Below are 18,914 nucleotides of genomic sequence, written 5' to 3'. Positions count from 1 at the left end.
TTGGGCCAGCGCCAAACGTTGCCATCATGGTATCGAAGAATCAGGGGGTTAACGGATCGAACAGGGCAGAACAATCGCCGTCATGCGCGTCAGGGTTAGACGAAAGTTGCGAGCAATTGGTATTTGATTGGTATTTAAGTGGGTCTATAGTGGACTGATATTGGTAAGGCCACGAGGTTCCCCATGGACACGCGATTTCAGCAGTTACGGCTCGACCCCGCCGGGGCCACGCCGCTCTACCAGCAGCTTGCCCGCCAGTTGGAGCAGGCCATCGAAGCCGGAGCCTGGCAGGCCGGGGAGGCGCTTCCCTCGGAGCGCAGTCTGGCCGAAGCGCTTGTCGTATCGCGCATCACGGCACGCAAGGCACTGGATCGACTGGCCGAGCTGGGCCTCATCCGGCGTAGCCGCGGCTCGGGCACCTTCATCACGCCACGCCTCAATCAGTCCCTCACGCGGCTGGTGAGCTTTACCGAGATGCTCACCCAGCGTGGCTTCACGCCCAGTTCCCACTGGCTGTCGCGCAGCCTGGCAACGCCCAGTGCCGAAGAGAGCATGCGGCTGGGGCTGGGCGCCGACTCGCGCGTGGCACGGCTCCGGCGCCTGCGCCTGGCAGACGAGGTGGTGATGGCAGTGGAGGAGAGCTGCCTGCCCGCAGCGGTGCTGCCCGACCCGCTGGCGGTGGAGACCTCGCTCTACGCCGTCATGGAGGCGGCCGGCAAGCCGATAGTCCGGGCCCTGCAACATGTCACGGCGATCAATGCCGATGACGAGCTGGCCGAGCTGGCCGAGGTGCCCAGTGGTCAGGCGCTGCTGAAGATCACCCGCCTGGGATATCTGGGTGACGGCACGGCGGCGGAGCTCACCGTCACCTATTGCCGTACCGATTACTACGACTTCATGGTCGAGCTGACCCGCTAGGAGGCGCCGGCATGCTTCATGGCAATATCCTGACCCCCGAGGGCTGGCGCCTGGGCGAAATCGAGTGGCAGGCGGGGCGCATCAGCCGCCTCTCGGGCGAGCCGGTCGACCCGCTGAAGAACGCGCAGCCGCGCATCCTGCCGGGCTTCATCGATCTGCACGTTCACGGCGGCGGCGGCGCCGACACCATGGAGGGGGGCGAGGCGCTGGCCACCCTGGCGCGTACCCACGTGCGCTTCGGTACCACTAGCTTGCTGGCCACGACCATGACCGCGCCGGAAGCCGAGATTCGCCGTGCGCTGGCGGATATCGATGCCTATATCAAGGCGCCTCTCGCCGACGCCTCGCGTGTCCTCGGCGTGCACCTGGAAGGCCCCTACATCAATCCCGGCAAGCTCGGCGCCCAGCCTCCGCATGCACGCCCCGGGGAGATTGCCGAGGTGGATGCACTGTGCGAGCTGGCACCGATCCGGCTGGTGACCCTGGCGCCGGAGCTGTGCGGCCATGGCGAGCTGATCCGGCACCTGACGGCCCGCGGCGTCCGCGTGCAGTTGGGCCACACCCTGGGCAGCTACGAGGAGGGTGTCGCCGCCCTTGGCCATGGTGCCTGCGGCTTCACTCATCTGTTCAACGCCATGACCGGTTTGCACCATCGCAAGCCGGGAATGGTAGGGGCGGCTCTGGCTCATGCCGACTATGCCGAACTGATTCCCGACCTGCAGCACGTGCACCCCGGTGCCATTCGCGCCGCCTTGCGCTGTATTCCCCATCTCTATGCGGTCACTGATTCCACGGCTGCAGCCGGCATGCCGGACGGCGATTACCGCCTCGGCGAGCAGACCGTGACCAAGTGCCTGGGTGGCGTACGCCTGGCCGACGGCACCCTGGCCGGCAGCACCCTGACCATGGATCAGGCGCTGCGCAACCTGGTCCAGCTCGGCCTGTCGCTGGCCGATGCCTCCGACCGGCTGTCGCGCTTCCCCGCCGACTTCCTCGGCCTGGCAGATCACGGTCGGCTGACGGAAGGTGCCGTCGCCGACCTGGTGTTGCTGGATGTTGATCTCAACCTGCAGGCGGTGGTGGTCGAGGGCCGCATCATCGAAGGAGAACGCTGATGTCCCTGATGCTCGACGAAGCCCGCAATGCGCCCGAGCGCATCCGCGGTCAGCTGCCGCGCAATGCCGACGCCCTGGCCGAGCTCGGCGAACGACTGCGCCGGAAACCGCCGGCTGCGGCAGTCACGGTGGCGCGGGGCAGCTCCGACCACGCGGCCAGCTATTTCGCCTACCTGTGCATGAAGAGCCGGGGGATCCCCGTGGCCTCGCTGCCGCTGTCGCTCACCACCTTGGCCCGGGCGCCATGGCGGCTCGAACGACAGCTGGCGCTGGCCGTCTCGCAGTCGGGGCAAAGTCCCGATCTGGTCGCTACCCAGCGCGCCCTCGGCGAGGCCGGGGCGTATACGCTGGCGATGGTCAACACGCCTGAGTCTCCGCTGGGGGCGGTCAGCGACAGCGAAGTGCCGCTCTATGCCGGTGACGAACGTAGCGTGGCCGCGACCAAGAGTTACCTGGCGACGCTGACCGCCGCGGCCCAACTGCTGGGCCATTGGAACCGGGACCGTGAGCTGCTGGCCGCCCTGGATGACTTGCCGGCGCGCCTGAGCCGTGCCGTGGAGCAGGACTGGGCGACGGCAGTGGAGGCGCTGACGGGCAGCGATCGTTTGCTGGTGATCGGTCGTGGGGCCGGCCTGGCCGTGGCCCAGGAGGCGGCGCTCAAGTTCAAGGAAACCTGTGCCATCCAGGCCGAGGCCTTCAGCGGAGCCGAGGTGCGCCATGGGCCCATGGCGTTGATCGGTCCGGGCTACCCGGTGCTGGTCTTCGCACCGCCGGGCCCCGAACAGGCGGGGCTGCTGGAGCTGGCCGAGTGGCTCGAGAGCATTGGCGCACGGGTGCTGCTGGCGGCGGACGAGCGCGTGGCCAGACGAAGGCTGACCCTGGTCGACGCCGGCCACGACGCGCTGCAGCCGCTCTCGGTGATCCAGAGCTTCTACGTGATGGCAGCCGACCTGGCCGTGGCGCGGGGCAGCGACCCCGACCGTCCCCGACATCTCAACAAGGTGACCTGCACCCTGTGACGACGACAGCGGGCGTAAACGCGCTGGCTGCCCCAATAACAATGAGTGGAGAACTTCATGAGCGCCTCTCCCTTGATCCTGCACGCGCCCGTCGATGGCGTCGTGGTCCCCCTCGGCGAAATACCGGACCCGGTGTTCGCCGACGGTGTCCTGGGCGATGGCATCGCCCTCGATCCTCTCGATGAGTGTCTCTACGCCCCCTGTGACGGCGAGGTGGTCCAGTGCGCCCGGACCCGCCACGCGGTGACCCTCAAGACGCAAGCGGGCGTGGAGCTGCTGCTCCACCTGGGCCTCGACACCGTCGAGCTGGGTGGCGAGGGCATCGAGCTGCTGGTTGCCGTAGGCGACCGGGTGTCAACCGGCGCCCCGCTGTGCCGCTTCGACGCCGACCGCGTTGCGCGGCGGGCCAGCTCCTTGATCACGCCGCTGATCGTGACGGCCGCCGACGGTTGGCGACTGGCAAAGCCCAGCCACGCTGGCGGTGCCCGTGTCGTGCGCGGTGAGCCCTTGCTCGAGCTGACGCAAGAGGTGAGCACCGTTGCGGTAACGGCGCCGCGTGACGCGACAGGCCCCACGGCAACCCGGCGCCTCACCCTGGCCCTGCGTGCCGGCCTGCATGCGCGACCGGCGGCAAGGCTGCGAGATATTGCCCGACGCCACGATGTCAGCATGACGGTGGAGCACGGCGGCGGCACAGCCGAGGCCGACAGCATCAGTGCACTACTCAACCTGGGGCTCGTCGAGGGAGATGCGTTGAACGTGACGGCCCGCGGCGAGCGGGCCGAAGCCGCCCTGGAGGCGGTCGAGGCGCTACTGACCACCCTCGAGGCCGACGACCATACCGTGCCGAGCCAGGCCGTGGCTGACGACGGGCCTTTGGGTGAAGGGGAGCTGGCGGGCCTGGTGGCCGGCCCCGGGCTGGCGGTGGGACCGTTGGTCGCCTATTGCCCGCCGCTGCCCAGGGTACCGCGAGAAGGAGAGGGCGAGGCGACGGAGTGGCCGCGGTTGCAACAGGCTCTGAGCCGGGCGGGGGAGGCCCTGGCACAGGCCGAGGCTCAGGCCGCTCGGCAAGGTCAGCACGGCGAGGCGGAGATCTTCGGCGCCCATCGGGCCTGGCTCGAGGATCCTGCCCTGACCGAGGCTGCGCTCGCCGCGATACGCGCCGGACGCAGCGCCGGCCAGGCCTGGCGCGAGGCGCTCGATGACGAGGCCGAGCGGCTCGCCGGGAGTGGCAATGCACTGCTCTCGGGCCGCATTGCCGACCTGCGCGACTTGCAGCAGCGCGTCATGGCGCTGCTTGCCGAGCCTGGACAGCAAGATGAGGCGGCAGTGCCGGAGGGGGCCATCGTCGTGGCCGACGAGCTGACGCCGTCGCAGCTGGTGGCGCTGGCCGGGCGTCGCCCCGCCGGTCTCTGCCTGGCGCGTAGTGGCACCACGGCGCATGTGGCGATTCTCGCCCGGGCCCGGGGGATTCCCTGCCTGGTATCGATGGGCGCCGCGCTGGATCGAGCCCGCAGCGAGCGCGCGGTGCTCGATGGCGAGCGAGGACGCCTCGAGATGTCGCCGTCTGCGGCTCGCCTGGCCGAGGTGGAGGCCTCTCTCGCAGCCCGGCGGCATCAGGTGGAGGAGGAGCGGCGGGCCGCCCACCTGCCGGCGGTCACGCTTGACGCGCGTCGGGTCGAGGTGTGTGCCAACGTGGGCTCGCCGGACGAGGCCGAGATGGCGGCGCAAGCCGGTGCCGATGGCATCGGTCTGCTGCGCAGCGAATTCCTCTTTCTCGAGCGCTCCGCGGCTCCCGGCGAGGACGACCAAGCCCACGAGTACCAGGCCAGCATGCGCGCCCTGGGCGGCAAGCCGGTCATCGTCCGCACCCTCGACATCGGCGCCGACAAGCAGCTGCCGTACCTGCCGCTGCCCGCGGTCGCCAACCCGGCGCTGGGGGTGCGCGGCGTGCGCCTCTGGCAACGCTTGCCACAGCTGTTGGAAACCCAGCTCAGGGCGTTGCTGCGGGTCGAGCCGCTCGGATCGCTGCGCATCATGCTGCCGATGGTGAGCGAGGTGTCCGAGCTGGTGGCCGTGCGCCGGCACCTCGATAGTGTGGCGCAGGAACTCGGCCTGACCGTCCGGCCCCAGCTGGGCGTGATGGTGGAGGTACCGAGTGCCGCCCTGTGCGCAGCCAGCCTGGCCGAGGAAGCGGACTTCCTCTCCATCGGCACCAACGACCTGACCCAGTACACCCTGGCCATGGATCGCGAGGATCCGGACCTGGCGGCGCGGGCAGACGTGCTGCACCCCGCGGTGCTCAAACTGGTCCAGGCCACCGTTGAAGGCGCTGCCGGGCGCTGTCCAGTCGGCGTCTGTGGCGCTGCCGCCGGCGATCCTCTGGCGTCGCTGGTACTGGTTGCCCTGGGTGTCGACGAGCTTTCCGTCGAGCCTGCCCGAGTGCCTGCCGTCAAGGCGGCCGTTCGGCGACTCGATGCCGGCCGCCTGGCGGCGGAGCTGCCGGCCCTGCTGGGCCTGACGGATGCCGCGGCCGTGCGCGCCCGCCTGACGAGCTGGCAGACAGCGCAGCAAGACACCACAACAACGATCACCGAGAGGTTACCGTCATGAAGACGACCGACATGGGTGCCTGGACCATGGCCGGGCTGCAGAAGCTCGGACGCTCCCTCATGTTGCCCATCGCCGTGCTGCCGATCGCCGGTTTGCTGCTGCGCATGGGCCAGCCGGACCTGCTGGACATCGCCTTCGTCGCCAGCGCCGGCGAAGCCATCTTCGCCAACCTGGCGCTGATCTTCGCCATCGGCCTGGCGATCGGCTTCGCCGACGACAGCAACGGTGCCGCTGGGCTGGCCGGCGTGGTCGGCTATCTGGTGCTCGATGCGGTGCTGACCTCGCTCAACCCGGACATCGACATGGGGGTGCTGTCCGGCATCATCATCGGCAGCGTGGCGGGGCTGCTGTACAACCGCTACAAGGCGATACGCTTGCCCGACTACTTGGCGTTCTTCGGCGGTCGACGTTTCGTGCCCATCGCCACGGGGCTGGCGGCGGTCGTGCTGGGGGTCGTCTTCGGTTTTATCTGGCCTCCGGTACAGCAGGGTATCGATGCGCTCGGAAAATGGTTGATCGATGCCGGCGAGCTGGGCTTGTTCGTCTATGGAGCGCTCAACCGTCTGCTGATCGTGACCGGCCTGCATCATGTGCTCAACAGCCTGGTGTGGTTCGTCTTCGGCAGCTTCGAGTCGGCCTCCGGCACGCTGGCCAGCGGCGACCTCAACCGTTTCTTTGCCGGCGACCCGACGGCAGGAAGCTTCATGGCCGGTTTCTTCCCGGTGATGATGTTCGGTCTGCCGGCGGCTGCCCTGGCCATGTACCATGCCGCGCCCAAGGGGCGGCGTGCCCAGGTGGGCGGTCTGTTGCTGTCGCTGGCGCTTACTGCGTTCCTGACCGGGGTGACGGAGCCCATCGAATTCACCTTCATGTTCCTGGCGCCGCTGCTCTATCTCATGCATGCGCTGCTCACCGGCATCTCGATGGCCCTGATGCACTGGCTCGACGTCAAGTTGGGCTTCACCTTCTCGGCGGGCGCCTTCGATTTCGCTCTCTCCTATGGCCTGTCCAACAACGGCTGGATGCTGTTGCCGGTGGGGTTGGCCTACTTCGCCATCTACTACGGCGCATTTCGCTGGGCCATTGCTCGCTTCCACCTGACCACGCCGGGCCGCGAGCCCGAGACGACAGCGCCCGCCGCCGGCGACTCCTCCGCGTCCAGCGAGCGCGGCCCCGCCTTCGTCACCGCCCTCGGCGGGGCGGGCAACCTGAGCAGCATCGGTGCCTGTACCACTCGCCTGCGCCTGGTGCTGGAGGACCCGGACGCCATCGACGAGGAAGCGCTCAAGCGTCTGGGCGCGCGTGGGGTAATGCGGCTTCGCGGCGGAGGCCTACAGGTCATCCTGGGGCCCATCGCCGATGGCGTTGCCGACGAGATTCGCGCGGCGACGGCCAAGGAGGGCGGGGTTGCGGTCGCACACAAGGCCAATGAAGGGGGGGCCTCGAAGCCTGCCGAAGCAGCGGCTGCACCGCTGTCGCGCGAAGAGGCCGCCCGCTGGTTGGCCGCCCTGGGCGGTGAGGCCAACCTGCGTGGGTTCGGGGCCCTGGCGCGGACTCGCCTGCGCGTCGAACTCGCCGACGGCAAGCATCTCGATGAGGCATTGCTCGAGCGACTCGGGTGCCAGGGCACCCAGGCCCTGGGAGGCAATGTCTGGCATCTGGTGCTCGGTCCCAGGGCCGCTGCCGTGGCCAGCGCGCTGGGAAATCGCCCAAGGCTTGCCTGATGTTGCCTGGCTCTCTTTGGGCAGCGGCAGGCATTGCCTGGCATCGGCACGAAGGCCGGACGCCACGACCGTCCGGCCCGGTCTCGTTCAAGCATGATGAAGCCAGGCGAGTCGTGAGCGACTCTGGGCAAACGGCATGGCCTGCGTTAGCCTCATATGCGTGACTCGATGCAATGGAACGCCATGACCCCTCACCTGATCGTCTCCGACCTCGACGGCACCCTGCTGGATGCCAATCACGACCTGCACCCCGAGACCATCGAGACCCTGCGCCGGCTGGCCGAGCAGGGGCATCATCTGGCCTTCGCCTCCGGGCGCCACTTCCGCGACATGCTGGCCTTCCGCGAGCGGCTGGGCGTGCCGATTCATGTGATCAGCACCAACGGCGCCTACCTGCACGGCCCCGACGGCGAGCTGCTGGCCTCGCGTCATCTCCAGGCCGAGCTGGCGCGTGAGCTGATCGCGCTCGAGCGCCACGACAGCGTGCGCCTCAATCTCTACCTTGAACACGAGTGGCTGATCGATGCCCCTGCGCCGCGGTTGCTGGCCTACCACGCTCATACCGGATTCGGCTATCGTGTGGTCGAGCCGGCGAGCCTCGACGGGGAGGGGGTCGGCAAGGTGCTCTACATCGGCGATCCCGAGCGGCTGGCAGGGCTCGAGGCCGAGGTGCGCGCGAACCACGGTGAACGCCTGCACGTCACCTACTCCACGGTCAATTCACTCGAAATCATGGCCGGAGGCGTCAACAAGGGCACGGCGCTGGAAGCGCTCCTCGTTGCGCTCGGGATCGACAGCGAGCGCTGTCTGGCCTTCGGCGACAACCTCAACGACACCGAGATGTTGAGCCTGGCTGGCGAGGCCCACGTGATGGCCAATGCGCACCCCGAACTGGCCCAGCGGGTGCCCGTGGCACGGCGAATCGGCCACCATGCCGAGACGGCCGTGGCCAGGCATCTACAGCAGCGCTTTTCTCTCTGAGTCGGCCCTCTGGGTCGGGTCGATGCTGCGACGATGGTATAGGGGCCCTTGCCGCGCCGATCCGGCTTGCCCATCATCGAGCCCATAACGACAACGATTCACGGCGTTGCCCAGGCAGCGCCTCTGCCATCGGAAGACGATGACGACTACGCCTGCCACCCTGATCGTCGTCGACGACGACCCCGAGATCCGCGAATTGCTGGTCGATTACCTCGGACGCCATGGCTATCGTGCCCTGGCCGCCGAGGATGCCGAGGCGCTGCATCGCCTGGTAGCAGGCGAAGCCCCCGACCTGCTCATCGTCGACATCATGCTGCCCGGCGACGACGGCTTCACCATCTGTCGCGACATTCGCCGCGCCAGCGACGTGCCGATCATCATGCTCACCGCCAGCGCCGACGAGACCGATCGTATCCTGGGGCTGGAGCTGGGCGCCGACGACTACCTGGGCAAGCCGTTCAATCCGCGCGAGCTGCTGGCGCGTATCAAGGCGGTGCTGCGCCGGGCCCGGGGCGGGGTCGCCGGCGATCCGGCCCGGGCGCGCCTGGTGGCCTTCGGGCCCTGGCGTCTCGACCGCATGACCCGCGAGCTGATCGATGAAGGGGAGACGCGCACGCCGCTCTCCGGTGCCGACTTCCAGCTCCTGCAGGTCTTCCTCGAGCACCCTGAGCAGGTGCTGTCGCGCGAGGCGCTGTACGAGCTGACCCGTGGCCGGCCGGCACCGCCGCTGGACCGCTCTATCGACGTGCATGTGTGCCGGCTGCGCCAGCGCCTGGGCGAGGATACCCACTACCATCAGCTGATCCGCACCGTGCGCGGGGCCGGTTACGTCTTCACCGCCCGGGTCGAAGCGCTGACGTGAGCGAGCGGCATTTCAAGCGCTGGCGCCGACGCCTGGTGCCCCTGCTGCCGCGCACGCTGCGCGGTCGCTTCGTGCTGATCATGATCGTCGGCGTGCTCTCCGCCCAGTTGGCCAGCTATACCGTATGGACCTCCCAGGTGCGCTCCAGCCAGCTCGAACAGCTCGACGAGCTGTCGCGCAACGTGGCCTACAGCGTGGCCTCGACCATGCGCTTCTTTCGTTCGCTTCCCTATGAATACCGCCATATCGTGCTCGACCAGCTGCGCAACATGGGCGGCACGCGCTTCTTCGTCAGTGTCAACGAGCGTCGCATTCCGGTGGAAGACATCGGCTCGGGGCGGGAGAAGACGCTGGTGGTGGACAATTTCCGCGAGATCCTGACCCGCGAGCTGAACATCGACGACGTGCTGGTGGAATTCTCCCGTCCCGAGACCCTGCGCGTGTACAACAACGAGGTACTGCTGCACGACCTGCCGCCGCGCTGGGGTCAGCACAGCCTGCTGATGGAGCCGCTGTCGCCGCCGATACTGGTGGTGCAGATGGAGCTCGGCCCCGAGACCTGGCTCTACGTGGCCACGTTGTTACCGGTGCCCGACCTGTTCAACGAGTATCGCTGGCTCTCCGGCGAGCGGCTGCTGGCGAGCCTGATGGTGCTGCTGACGGTGATCGGCCTGTCGCTGCTCGGCATTCGCAGCGTGACGCGACCGCTGGCGCGGCTGTCGCGGGCGGCGCTTCAATTGGGCGATGACCTCGACGCGCCGCCGCTGCGCGAGACCGGCCCACGCGAGGTCGTTGCCACCGCTTCGGCGTTCAACCGCATGCAGGAGCGAATTCGCGACCAGGTCGAGGAGCGCGAGCGGCTGTTCTCGGCCATTTCACACGATCTCAAGACTCCCATTACGCGATTACGGCTGCGCGCCGAGATGCTCGAGGATCCGCTGCAGCGCGAGCGCTTCTGCGCCTCGCTCGACGAACTTGACCTTCTGGTCAAGGGGGCCTTGGCCTCGGTGAAAGGGTTCGACCTGCACGAAGCGGTGGAGCCGGTCGATCCGCGAGCCATGCTGGAGGAGCTTGCCGGTGAGCTGGCACTCCAGGGGGGACGGGTGAGCATCTCGGGGCGTGCCGAGGTACTGCCGGTAAAACCGTTGGCGTTCAAGCGCTGCCTGGCGAATCTGATGGAGAACGCCGTGTTCTACGGCCGGCGCGCCGAGGTGACGCTGGACGATTCGCCGCAGCGGGTGGCGATCGTGATTCGCGATCACGGGCCGGGAATACCCGATGCGCAGATGGAGCGTGTCTTCTCGCCCTTCGTACGCCTCGAGCCCTCGCGCAGCCGCAATACCGGCGGCAGTGGGCTGGGGCTCGGCATCTCGCGGCATATCGCACGGGCCATGGGAGGGGAGATCGCACTGGCCAATCACCCGGAGGGCGGGCTCGAGGTCACGCTTCTCCTGCCGCGCCCGAGCAATGTTACGGCCTTGTAATATTTGCTCAATACTTTGTAGGACTAGGTAACCCTACCGCGGGCGGCTCTCGGTTAGCGTTATGACACTCCGGTCGAAGCCGGCGTCAATAACAACAGCAGGAGCATGCCGATGTATACGTTCAAAACCTCGTTCCAGAAAACGGCCCTCGTCGTGGCTACCGCCGCGGCAACTTCGTTGACCTTCGCGAGCGCGCATGCCGCCGAGGTGGAGGTGCTGCACTGGTGGACCTCGGGCGGTGAGGCCCGCGCGGCCAACGTACTCAAGGAGCTGATGGAGGCGGAAGGCTACGGTTGGCAGGATTTCGCCGTGGCCGGGGGCGGTGGCGAAACTGCCATGACCGTGCTCAAGTCCCGTGCAATGTCCGGCAATCCGCCGTCGGCGGCCCAGATCAAGGGACCGGAGATCCAGGAGTGGGGCGAGCTCGGCCTGCTCGGTGAACTCGACGAGGTGGCAGATGCCGAGGGCTGGGACGAACTGCTGCCCCCGACCGTTGCCGAGGTGATGCGTCACGATGGCAGCTACGTCGCGGTGCCGGTCAACGTGCACCGGGTCAACTGGCTGTGGGCCAACCCCGAGGTGCTCGAGGCGGCCGGGGTCGAGATGCCCACCACCCTCGATGAACTGTTCACGGCCGGCGAGGCGATTCGCGAGGCCGGCTACGTGCCGCTGGCCCACGGCGGCCAGGCCTGGCAGGACGCCACCGTGTTCGAAACCGTGCTGCTGGCTACCGGCGGTACCGAGTTCTACCAGCAAACCATGGTCGAGCTCGACGAGCAGGCCCTGGGCAGCGAACAGATGATCGAGGCGCTGGAGACCTTCAAGCGTCTGCGCGAGTTGATGGACGACGACATGCCGGGCCGCGACTGGAACATTGCCACGTCCATGGTGATCAACGGCGATGCCGGCATGCAGCTGATGGGCGACTGGGCCAAGGGCGAGTTCACCGCCGCCGGGCTTACCGCCGGCGAGGACTACCTGTGCGCCGCGGCGCCGGGCACCCAGGATGCCTTCACCTTCAACATCGACAGCCTGGCCATGTTCCGTGTCGAGGACGGGGAGCGTGAGGCTCAGCAGGCCCTGGCACGCCTGGTGCTGGAGCCGACCTTCCAGGAGGCCTTCAACCTGGCCAAGGGTTCGATTCCCGCCCGCCCCGACCTCGACATGAGTGAGTTCGACCAGTGTGCGCAGCAGTCCATGCAAGATTTCCAGCGTACCGCCGAGGAGGGCGGCCTGGTGCCCAGCATGGCTCACGGCATGGCCGTGCGCGCCGACGTCCAAGGCGCCATCTTCGATGTGGTGACCAACTACTTCAACTCGCGTGACATGGCTGCCGAAGAGGCTGCCCGGCGCATGGTGAATGCCGCCCAGGCTGCGTTGTAATCCGCAGCAGCAAAGCGGGACGGGCCTGCCGCGGCAGGTCCGTTCCAGTAGCACGTCGTTCACGCCCGAGGTTTCCCGCTATGTCCCTGTCAACTCCCGCGGTGCGTCCGGCCGCTGGTCCCGGTGCCCGGCGCAGCCATGCAGGCCTGCTTCAGGCCTGGCTGCCCAAGCTGGTGCTGGCACCGTCGGCCGCCATCTCGCTGTTCTTCGTCTATGGCTTCATGCTGTGGACCTTCATCTTGTCGCTGACCAGCTCACGCATGCTGCCCAGCTACGACTTCGTCGGCTTCGCCCAGTATGCCCGCTTGATGGCTAACGACCGCTGGTGGGTAGCTTCGACCAACCTGGTGGTATTCGGCGGCATGTTCGTGGCCATCTGTCTGGCGCTGGGGCTGGTGCTCGCCATCCTGCTCGACCAGCGCATTCGCCAGGAGGGCGCGCTGCGCACGATCTACCTCTATCCCATGGCACTGTCATTCATCGTCACCGGCGTGGTGTGGAAATGGTTGCTCAACCCCGGCCTCGGCATCCAGGCCATGGTGCGTGGCTGGGGCTTCGAGAACTTCCGCTTCGACTGGCTGGTCGATCCGGACATGGCCGTCTATACGCTGGTGATTGCCGCGGTGTGGCAGGCCTCGGGCTTCGTCATGGCGCTGTTCCTCGCCGGGCTGCGCGGCATCGACGACAGCATTCTCAAGGCCGCCCAGCTCGACGGTGCCAGCCTGCCGCGTATCTACTGGCGGGTGGTGGTGCCCTGCCTGCGCCCGGTGGTGTTCAGCGCCGTGATGATTCTCTCGCACATCGCCATCAAGAGCTTCGATCTGGTGGTGGCGCTCACCAACGGCGGCCCCGGCTATGCCTCCGACCTGCCGGCCACCTTCATGTACGCCCATGCCTTCACCCGGGCGCAGATCGGGCTGGGGTCGGCCAGCGCCATGCTGATGCTGGGCGGTGTGCTGGCGATCCTGATTCCCTATCTCTACTCCGAGCTGAGGAACCGCCGCCATGGATAACGTGATTCGACGTCGCACCTTCGGAGCGCGACTGGGCCGGGCCCTGCTCTATGCCGTGCTGCTGCTGGCGGCACTGTTCTACCTGCTGCCGCTGGCAGTGATGCTGGTCACCTCGCTCAAGCCGCTGGCCGAGATCACTCCCGGCACGCTGCTTTCGTTGCCGCAGGAACCGACCCTGGGACCCTGGACCAAGGCCTGGGGCGAAGCCTGCACCGGCATGCGTTGCGAAGGCGTGGGCGTCTACTTCTTCAACTCCATCGCCATCGTGGTGCCGGCCGTGCTGATCTCCACCATCATCGGGGCGCTCAACGGCTATGCCCTGACCAAGTGGCGTTTCAAGGGTTCGGAGCTGCTCTTCGCGCTGATGCTGTTCGGCTGCTTCATTCCGTTCCAGGTGGTGCTGCTGCCCATGGCGCAAACGCTCGGCTGGCTGGGGCTGTCGAGCTCACGCGCGGGCCTGATTCTGGTCCACGTGGTCTTCGGTATCGCCTTCACTACGCTGTTCTTCCGCAACTTCTACGTGGCGGTGCCGACCGAGCTGGTATCGGCGGCGAAGCTCGACGGTGCCGGTTTCTTCCGCATCTTCTGGCGCATTCTGCTACCGGTGTCGGCGCCGATCATCGTGGTCTCGGTGATCTGGCAATTCACCCAGATCTGGAACGACTTCCTGTTCGGCGTGGCGTTCTCGGCCCACGACACCCAGCCGGTGACGGTGGCACTCAACAACCTGGTCAATACGTCCACCGGGGCGCGCGAGTACAACGTCGACATGGCGGCAGCGATGATCGCCGCGCTGCCCACGCTGATCGTCTACGTACTGGCCGGCAAGTATTTCGTGCGTGGGCTCACGGCAGGCTCGGTCAAAGGCTAAGGCCCTCTGAGCAACAGAACAATCAAGAGGTTTTGGATATGGCAGCGCTTGAAATCAACAACGTATGCAAGAATTTCGGCAGCGAGCGGGTGCTCAAGGACGTGAGCCTGGCGATCGACTCCGGTGAGTTCCTGATTCTGGTGGGCCCCTCGGGTTGCGGCAAGTCGACGCTGATGAACGCCATCGCCGGCCTCGAGCCGGTCACCTCCGGCGAGATCCGCATCGCCGGCGAGGACGTCACCTGGCAGACCCCGGCGGAGCGCGACATCGCCATGGTGTTCCAGTCCTACGCGCTCTATCCGAGCATGACGGTACGTCAGAACATCAGCTTCGGCCTGGAGATGCGCAAGGTGCCCAAGGCCGAGCGCGAGGCGGCGGTGGAGCGGGTGGCCGACCTGCTGCAGATCTCGCACCTGCTCGAGCGCAAGCCTTCGCAGCTCTCCGGCGGCCAGCGCCAGCGCGTCGCCATGGGGCGGGCGCTGGCCCGCGAGCCCAAGGTCTACCTGTTCGACGAGCCGCTCTCCAACCTCGACGCCAAGCTGCGCGTGGACATGCGCACCGAGATCAAGAAGCTGCACCAGCGCCTGGGTACCACCATCGTCTACGTCACCCACGACCAGATCGAGGCCATGACCCTGGCCGACTGCATCGCGGTGATGCGCGATGGCCGCATCCTCCAGCTCGGCTCTCCCGACGAGGTCTACAACAACCCGGTGGACCTGTTCGTGGCCGGTTTCATGGGTTCACCGTCGATGAACTTCATCGGTGCCACCCTGGATGGCGAACCAGGGGGGTACCTTTTGCGCGTGGCAACGCCGGGAGAGGAGAACCTGGAACTGCCCTGGCCGCAGGAGCGGGAGACGCCGGCCATGGCCGGTCAGGTGGGACGAGAGGTGATCCTGGGGCTGCGCCCCGAGCACTTCGCCGAGGACGACGTGCGACTCGGCGACGATGCCGAAGGCGTGTTGCTATCGCCGCGCATCACCGTGGTCGAGCCGACCGGGGCCGATATTCTGCTGCAGCTCAAGCTTGGCGAGGGCGAAGCGACGGCCCGGGTCGGGCCCAAGTGTCGGGTCGCGGCAGGCGAGCGTCTGGCGCTGCGCATCGACATGGCTCGTGCGGTGCTGTTCGATCGCGAAACGGAGCAGCGTCTGGCTTGACCCGATGCGAATGGCCGTCTGCCCTGTCCAGGGGCTGGCGGCCAACGGCAGGTCACTCAGCGGACGGTGATGACGGTGCTTTCGGCAATGTGACTGACCTTGTGCGAGACGCTGCCCACCACCAGCCCGCGCAGGTCGCTCAGGCCGCGGCTGCCCATGACGATGGCCTCGACGCCGCGGCGCTTGGCTTCGCTGACGATGGCGCGAGCCGGGTCGCCGCGGCCGATGATCGTCTCGATGCGGGTCACGCCCTTGGCACGGGCCGCTTTCTCTGCCCTGTCGACGATCTGCTTGCCGATATCCTGGCGAGCCCGTGGCTCCTGTCGCTCCTGGCGCGACGCCTCGATGGCGATGGCGCCGATGCCCCAAACCAGCGTCGCCTCGTGTGTGAGCTCCTCAGGGATGTGCAGGATATGCAAGGTGACATCGGCCTTGCCGGCCAGTTGACAGGCGACATCCAGAGCCTTCTTGGCGCCTTCGGAACCGTCGACGGGAACCAGGATGGATTGGTACATGACACTTTCCTTATCCGGGGTAGGGGGTGGATACCCCGAGCCTAGCCCCTTGCACGCGTGACGTCATGACCGGCGTCAAACGCCTGGTCGATTGCCGTCATTCACTTGGTCTCTTCCGACTTTCGAAGTCGTTGCCAGAGTTCGCGGCGCAGATCGGCTCTTTGCGGTGCCTCGCCCTTGGTGAACCACAATGCTCGGGTTCAGTCGCTGGGTGGCAGGCCGAGCGCGCCGAGCGGCGTCCGGCTGGGGGAAGATCAGCGTACGGTGATCACCGTGCACTCGGCCACGTGACTGACCTTGTGGGAGACGCTGCCCACCACCAGTCCGCGCAGGTCGCTCAGGCCACGGCTGCCCATGACGATCGCCTCGACGCCGCGACGACGAGCTTCGCTGATGATAGTGCGGGCCGGGTCGCCCTGGCCGACCACCGTCTCGACATGCTGGATGCCGTTGGCGCGTGCGGCCTCGGCGGCCTTGTCGACGACCTGCTTGCCGATCTCTTCTCGCTCCTGGCGCGATGCCTCGATGGCGATGGCGCCGATACCCCACACCAGCGTCGTCTCGTGGGCGAGCTCCTCGGGAATATGCAGAATGTGCAGGGTGGCGTCGGCCTGGTTGGCCAGTTGACAGGCGACATCTAGCGCCTTCTTCGCACCTTCGGAGCCATCGACGGGCACCAGAATCGATTTGTACATCACAGGTCCTTGGTTCGCTGTTTAACTGAGTTATCAGCGAGCGTAGCCGGTTGCGCCCGAAACGTCATGACCAAGGTCAAGCTTTTGTCCGATCTCCTTTCCGTTACTTGGTTTCCTCCAGCCGTATCAGCTGCTGCCAGAGCTCGCTGCGCAGGTCGGCCATGCGTGGTGCCTCCCCCTCGGCGAAGACCAGTGGCCGGGTCAGCCGCAGGGTGCGCAGGCCCAGGCGGGCAGTGAGCAGGCCCACCCCCATCCCCTGGCTGGCACGTGTCGAAAGACGTCCGGCCAGGTTCAGCGACAGCAGCTCCATGCCGGCGTCGCCGGCCATCTCGGTGGCCCCGGCAAAGGCCATGTGGTAGAGCACGTTGCGCACCAGGCGCAGCCGACTCGCATAGCCCAGCTCGAGCCCGTAGAGACGGCAGATGCGGTCGATCATCGCTAGGCTGCGCCACGCCACCAGGAACATATCGACCAGCGTCAGCGGGCTTACCGCTACCATCACCGCCGTCTCGCCGGCCATACGCGAGATCAGCCGCCGTGCCTGGCGGTCGCGCGGGGCCAGCAGGTGATGCGCCAGCAGCTGCTGCACTTCCGCGCCGCCGTGATACGGCTCGCGGGCGGCGAGGAAGGCCTGCCAGTGAGGATGGTCGTCGTCGAGGCCGAGCTGGTGCTTGAGCACCCGCGCCAGCCCGAGTGCCTGCTTGGCATCGGCTTGAGGCAACTCGGCCAGCCGGCTGCGCAGGGCGTCGTGGCGTTTGAGGCGGCGCAGCCGCCACGCTTCGCGCAGGAGCGCGCCGGCGCCCAGGGCAATGGCGGCTATCCCCAGCAGGTGCCAGCCGCCGCTGAGCCAATCGCCGCCGAGCAGTGCCTCGGGCAGACGTACGACCATTTCGGCCGTGCCCAGGGCGATGCCGCCGCCGAGCAGGCCGAACAGCCACCAGCGGCGCTTGCGCGGCTTGCCGAGGCTTGCTTCCAAGTCGCGCTCGGCGCGGCTTGGCGTAGGCGCTTCCACGGGGCGCGTGGGCAACTGGCTGTCGAAATCCAGGCGTGGGCGCGGCGCCTCCTGCGGCGTCGATTCGGGCGCGTCGAGGGTGAAGCGGCGAGCCGGGCGCGGGTCGTCGCCCTGCGGATCGTGGCGGCGGTCGTTCATTGCAATTTGTCTCCGATCAGCCAGTCCAGGGCAGCATCGAGCCGGATGTGAGGTAGCGCGCCGTCCTCCCGCGGGGCGGGGCGGAAGGCGCGAAAGTCGAACCCCTGGCGAGCCCAGAAATCGGCCTCCGGTAGCCGGGCGGGCACTTCGCCGGGAAACACCAGAACCTCTTCGCCTTCCAGGGTCGTGCCGCGCAGGGCCGGTGTGTGTTCCCCCTTTTGCGCGACTTCGAGCGCCTCGGTGGCGCGGATCGCCGCCAGCGACAGCGCCTTCACCGGCACGTTGGCATAGCGCAGGTCCTGCAGCGGTTCGGCCAGCAGGGCTTCGAGCAGGGCGGTCAGCTTGGCGTGCTGCTCGGGGGTGACGTGATCGGCCTTGGTGGCGGCGATCGCCAGCTTGTCGATGCGCGGCGCGAACAGCCGTGAGAGCAGGCTGCGCTTGCCGTAATCGAAGCTCTGCATCAGCGTGGTGAGCGCCTGGGAGAGGTCCTCGAAGCGTTCCGGGCCGGCATTCAGCGCGCCGAGCACGTCGACCAGCACGATCTGGCGGTCGAAGCGGCGGAAGTGGTCGCGGTAGAACGGCCGCACGATATGCTGTTGATAGTGGTGGAAGCGTGCCGCCAGGGTGGCGTAGACACTTTCCGGGGGCAGCCTGGCCAGCTCCTTTTCGTCGGCATCGGCCAGCGCCGGTAGCGGGAAGAACTGCAGCACCGGGGCGCCTTCGAGATCGCCGGGTAGCAGGAAGCGTCCCGGCTGAAGGTTGGCGAAACCCGCCTCGCGGGCGGCCTGCAGGCTGCGCGCATAGAGCGCAGCGATGTCGGCAAGCTCGGCCTCGTTGGCCTCGGCAGCCGGGTCGAGCCCGGCGGCGATGCCTTCCCATTCGGCCAGCAGGGCGCGGCGCTGTTCGCCGGCGCCGGCCAGCGTGGCGCGACTCCAGCCCAGGTAGTCGTGGCCCAGCAGTGGCAGGTCGAGCAGCCATTCGCCGGGGTAGTCGAACAGGTCGAGGCTCAGCTCGGCGGTCTCGCTGCGCAGCCAGGCGCGCCTGGCCGGGCGGTAGCGGATCGACAGACGCAGCTCGCTGATGCCGCGGGTTGGCTCCGGCCAGCGCGGCGGCACGCTATCGAGCGCCGCCATCGCCTGGTCGTAGGGAAAGCGCGGTACGCCCAGGTCGGGCTGACTGACCCGGCGGGCGCCCAGCAGGCGTCCGTCACGGGCCGCCGGCATCAGGTCGAGCCGGGCCTCGAGGCCGGCATGGCGCAGCTGGTTGACCAGCGAGGTGAGAAAGGCGGTCTTGCCCGAACGCGAGAGCCCGGTGACCGCCAGGCGAAGCTGGCGGTCGCGGCCGCGTTCGATCAGGTTGGTCAGCTCCCGGGTGAGCGGCTGGCGCATTGGCGAGGAATCCCTTCACGGCA

At 67.5% G+C, this 18,914-nt stretch carries 16 protein-coding genes; 12 read left to right on the top strand and 4 right to left on the bottom strand.

The features are described from left to right. The first annotated feature begins 183 nt into the window (after window positions 1-183). From KPL81_RS14630 to KPL81_RS14575, 12 genes are all read left to right on the top strand, one after another. Entirely contained in the window at window positions 184-918 is a 735-nt protein-coding gene (locus KPL81_RS14630) for a GntR family transcriptional regulator (RefSeq protein WP_209477407.1), read from the top strand. 11 nt (window positions 919-929) lie between these two features. Continuing rightward, a complete protein-coding gene (gene nagA / locus KPL81_RS14625; RefSeq protein WP_209477409.1) occupies window positions 930-2,033 on the top strand; it encodes an N-acetylglucosamine-6-phosphate deacetylase in 1,104 nt (367 codons plus the stop codon). Continuing rightward, window positions 2,033-3,052 carry an SIS domain-containing protein gene (locus tag KPL81_RS14620; protein ID WP_219792805.1) on the top strand — a complete coding sequence of 340 codons (1,020 nt, stop codon included), beginning with the start codon at window positions 2,033-2,035 and terminating at the stop codon, window positions 3,050-3,052. Before nagA ends, KPL81_RS14620 begins: the two co-directional genes overlap by 1 nt. A 57-nt stretch (window positions 3,053-3,109) precedes the next feature. Next, complete coding sequence (ptsP, locus tag KPL81_RS14615; RefSeq protein ID WP_219792804.1) at window positions 3,110-5,665, top strand: phosphoenolpyruvate--protein phosphotransferase; 2,556 nt, start codon at window positions 3,110-3,112, stop codon at window positions 5,663-5,665. Beyond that, on the top strand, window positions 5,662-7,389 hold the full coding sequence (gene nagE / locus KPL81_RS14610; RefSeq protein ID WP_219792803.1) for an N-acetylglucosamine-specific PTS transporter subunit IIBC: 1,728 nt from the start codon (window positions 5,662-5,664) through the stop codon (window positions 7,387-7,389). Before ptsP ends, nagE begins: the two co-directional genes overlap by 4 nt. 183 nt (window positions 7,390-7,572) lie before the next feature. Continuing rightward, complete coding sequence (locus tag KPL81_RS14605; protein ID WP_219792802.1) at window positions 7,573-8,370, top strand: Cof-type HAD-IIB family hydrolase; 798 nt, start codon at window positions 7,573-7,575, stop codon at window positions 8,368-8,370. Between the two features lie 139 nt (window positions 8,371-8,509). After that, entirely contained in the window at window positions 8,510-9,232 is a 723-nt protein-coding gene (locus tag KPL81_RS14600; RefSeq protein ID WP_219792801.1) for a response regulator, read from the top strand. Beyond that, window positions 9,229-10,716, top strand: coding sequence for an ATP-binding protein (locus KPL81_RS14595; RefSeq protein ID WP_219792800.1), 1,488 nt, complete (start codon window positions 9,229-9,231; stop codon window positions 10,714-10,716). The genes KPL81_RS14600 and KPL81_RS14595 overlap by 4 nt, the downstream gene beginning before the upstream one ends. 111 nt (window positions 10,717-10,827) lie before the next feature. Continuing rightward, complete coding sequence (locus KPL81_RS14590; RefSeq protein WP_209477421.1) at window positions 10,828-12,099, top strand: ABC transporter substrate-binding protein; 1,272 nt, start codon at window positions 10,828-10,830, stop codon at window positions 12,097-12,099. Between the two features lie 80 nt (window positions 12,100-12,179). Beyond that, window positions 12,180-13,112 (top strand): carbohydrate ABC transporter permease, encoded by a 933-nt coding sequence (locus KPL81_RS14585; RefSeq protein ID WP_219792799.1) that lies wholly within the window; start codon window positions 12,180-12,182, stop codon window positions 13,110-13,112. Further along, on the top strand, window positions 13,105-13,983 hold the full coding sequence (locus KPL81_RS14580) for a carbohydrate ABC transporter permease (RefSeq protein WP_219792798.1): 879 nt from the start codon (window positions 13,105-13,107) through the stop codon (window positions 13,981-13,983). The genes KPL81_RS14585 and KPL81_RS14580 overlap by 8 nt, the downstream gene beginning before the upstream one ends. Window positions 13,984-14,021: 38 nt before the next feature. Beyond that, window positions 14,022-15,143 carry an ABC transporter ATP-binding protein gene (locus KPL81_RS14575; protein ID WP_209477426.1) on the top strand — a complete coding sequence of 374 codons (1,122 nt, stop codon included), beginning with the start codon at window positions 14,022-14,024 and terminating at the stop codon, window positions 15,141-15,143. Between the two features lie 56 nt (window positions 15,144-15,199). Here KPL81_RS14575 and KPL81_RS14570 read toward each other — a convergent pair whose 3' ends face one another. The 4 genes from KPL81_RS14570 to KPL81_RS14555 form a co-directional block, all read right to left on the bottom strand. Further along, a complete protein-coding gene (locus KPL81_RS14570) occupies window positions 15,200-15,658 on the bottom strand; it encodes a universal stress protein (RefSeq protein WP_209477428.1) in 459 nt (152 codons plus the stop codon). A 254-nt stretch (window positions 15,659-15,912) separates the two neighbouring features. Continuing rightward, window positions 15,913-16,353, bottom strand: coding sequence for a universal stress protein (locus KPL81_RS14565; RefSeq protein WP_209477430.1), 441 nt, complete (start codon window positions 16,351-16,353; stop codon window positions 15,913-15,915). A gap of 103 nt (window positions 16,354-16,456) precedes the next feature. After that, a complete protein-coding gene (locus tag KPL81_RS14560) occupies window positions 16,457-17,503 on the bottom strand; it encodes a YcjF family protein (RefSeq protein ID WP_219792797.1) in 1,047 nt (348 codons plus the stop codon). Next, window positions 17,500-18,891 carry a YcjX family GTP-binding protein gene (locus tag KPL81_RS14555; RefSeq protein ID WP_209477435.1) on the bottom strand — a complete coding sequence of 464 codons (1,392 nt, stop codon included), beginning with the start codon at window positions 18,889-18,891 and terminating at the stop codon, window positions 17,500-17,502. Before KPL81_RS14555 ends, KPL81_RS14560 begins: the two co-directional genes overlap by 4 nt. Window positions 18,892-18,914 lie beyond the last annotated feature (23 nt).

It is taken from the genome of Billgrantia antri, from assembly GCF_019430905.1.
Taxonomy (GTDB): Bacteria; Pseudomonadota; Gammaproteobacteria; order Pseudomonadales; family Halomonadaceae; genus Halomonas; species Halomonas antri.
This window is presented reverse-complemented; position numbering and strand designations above follow the sequence as displayed.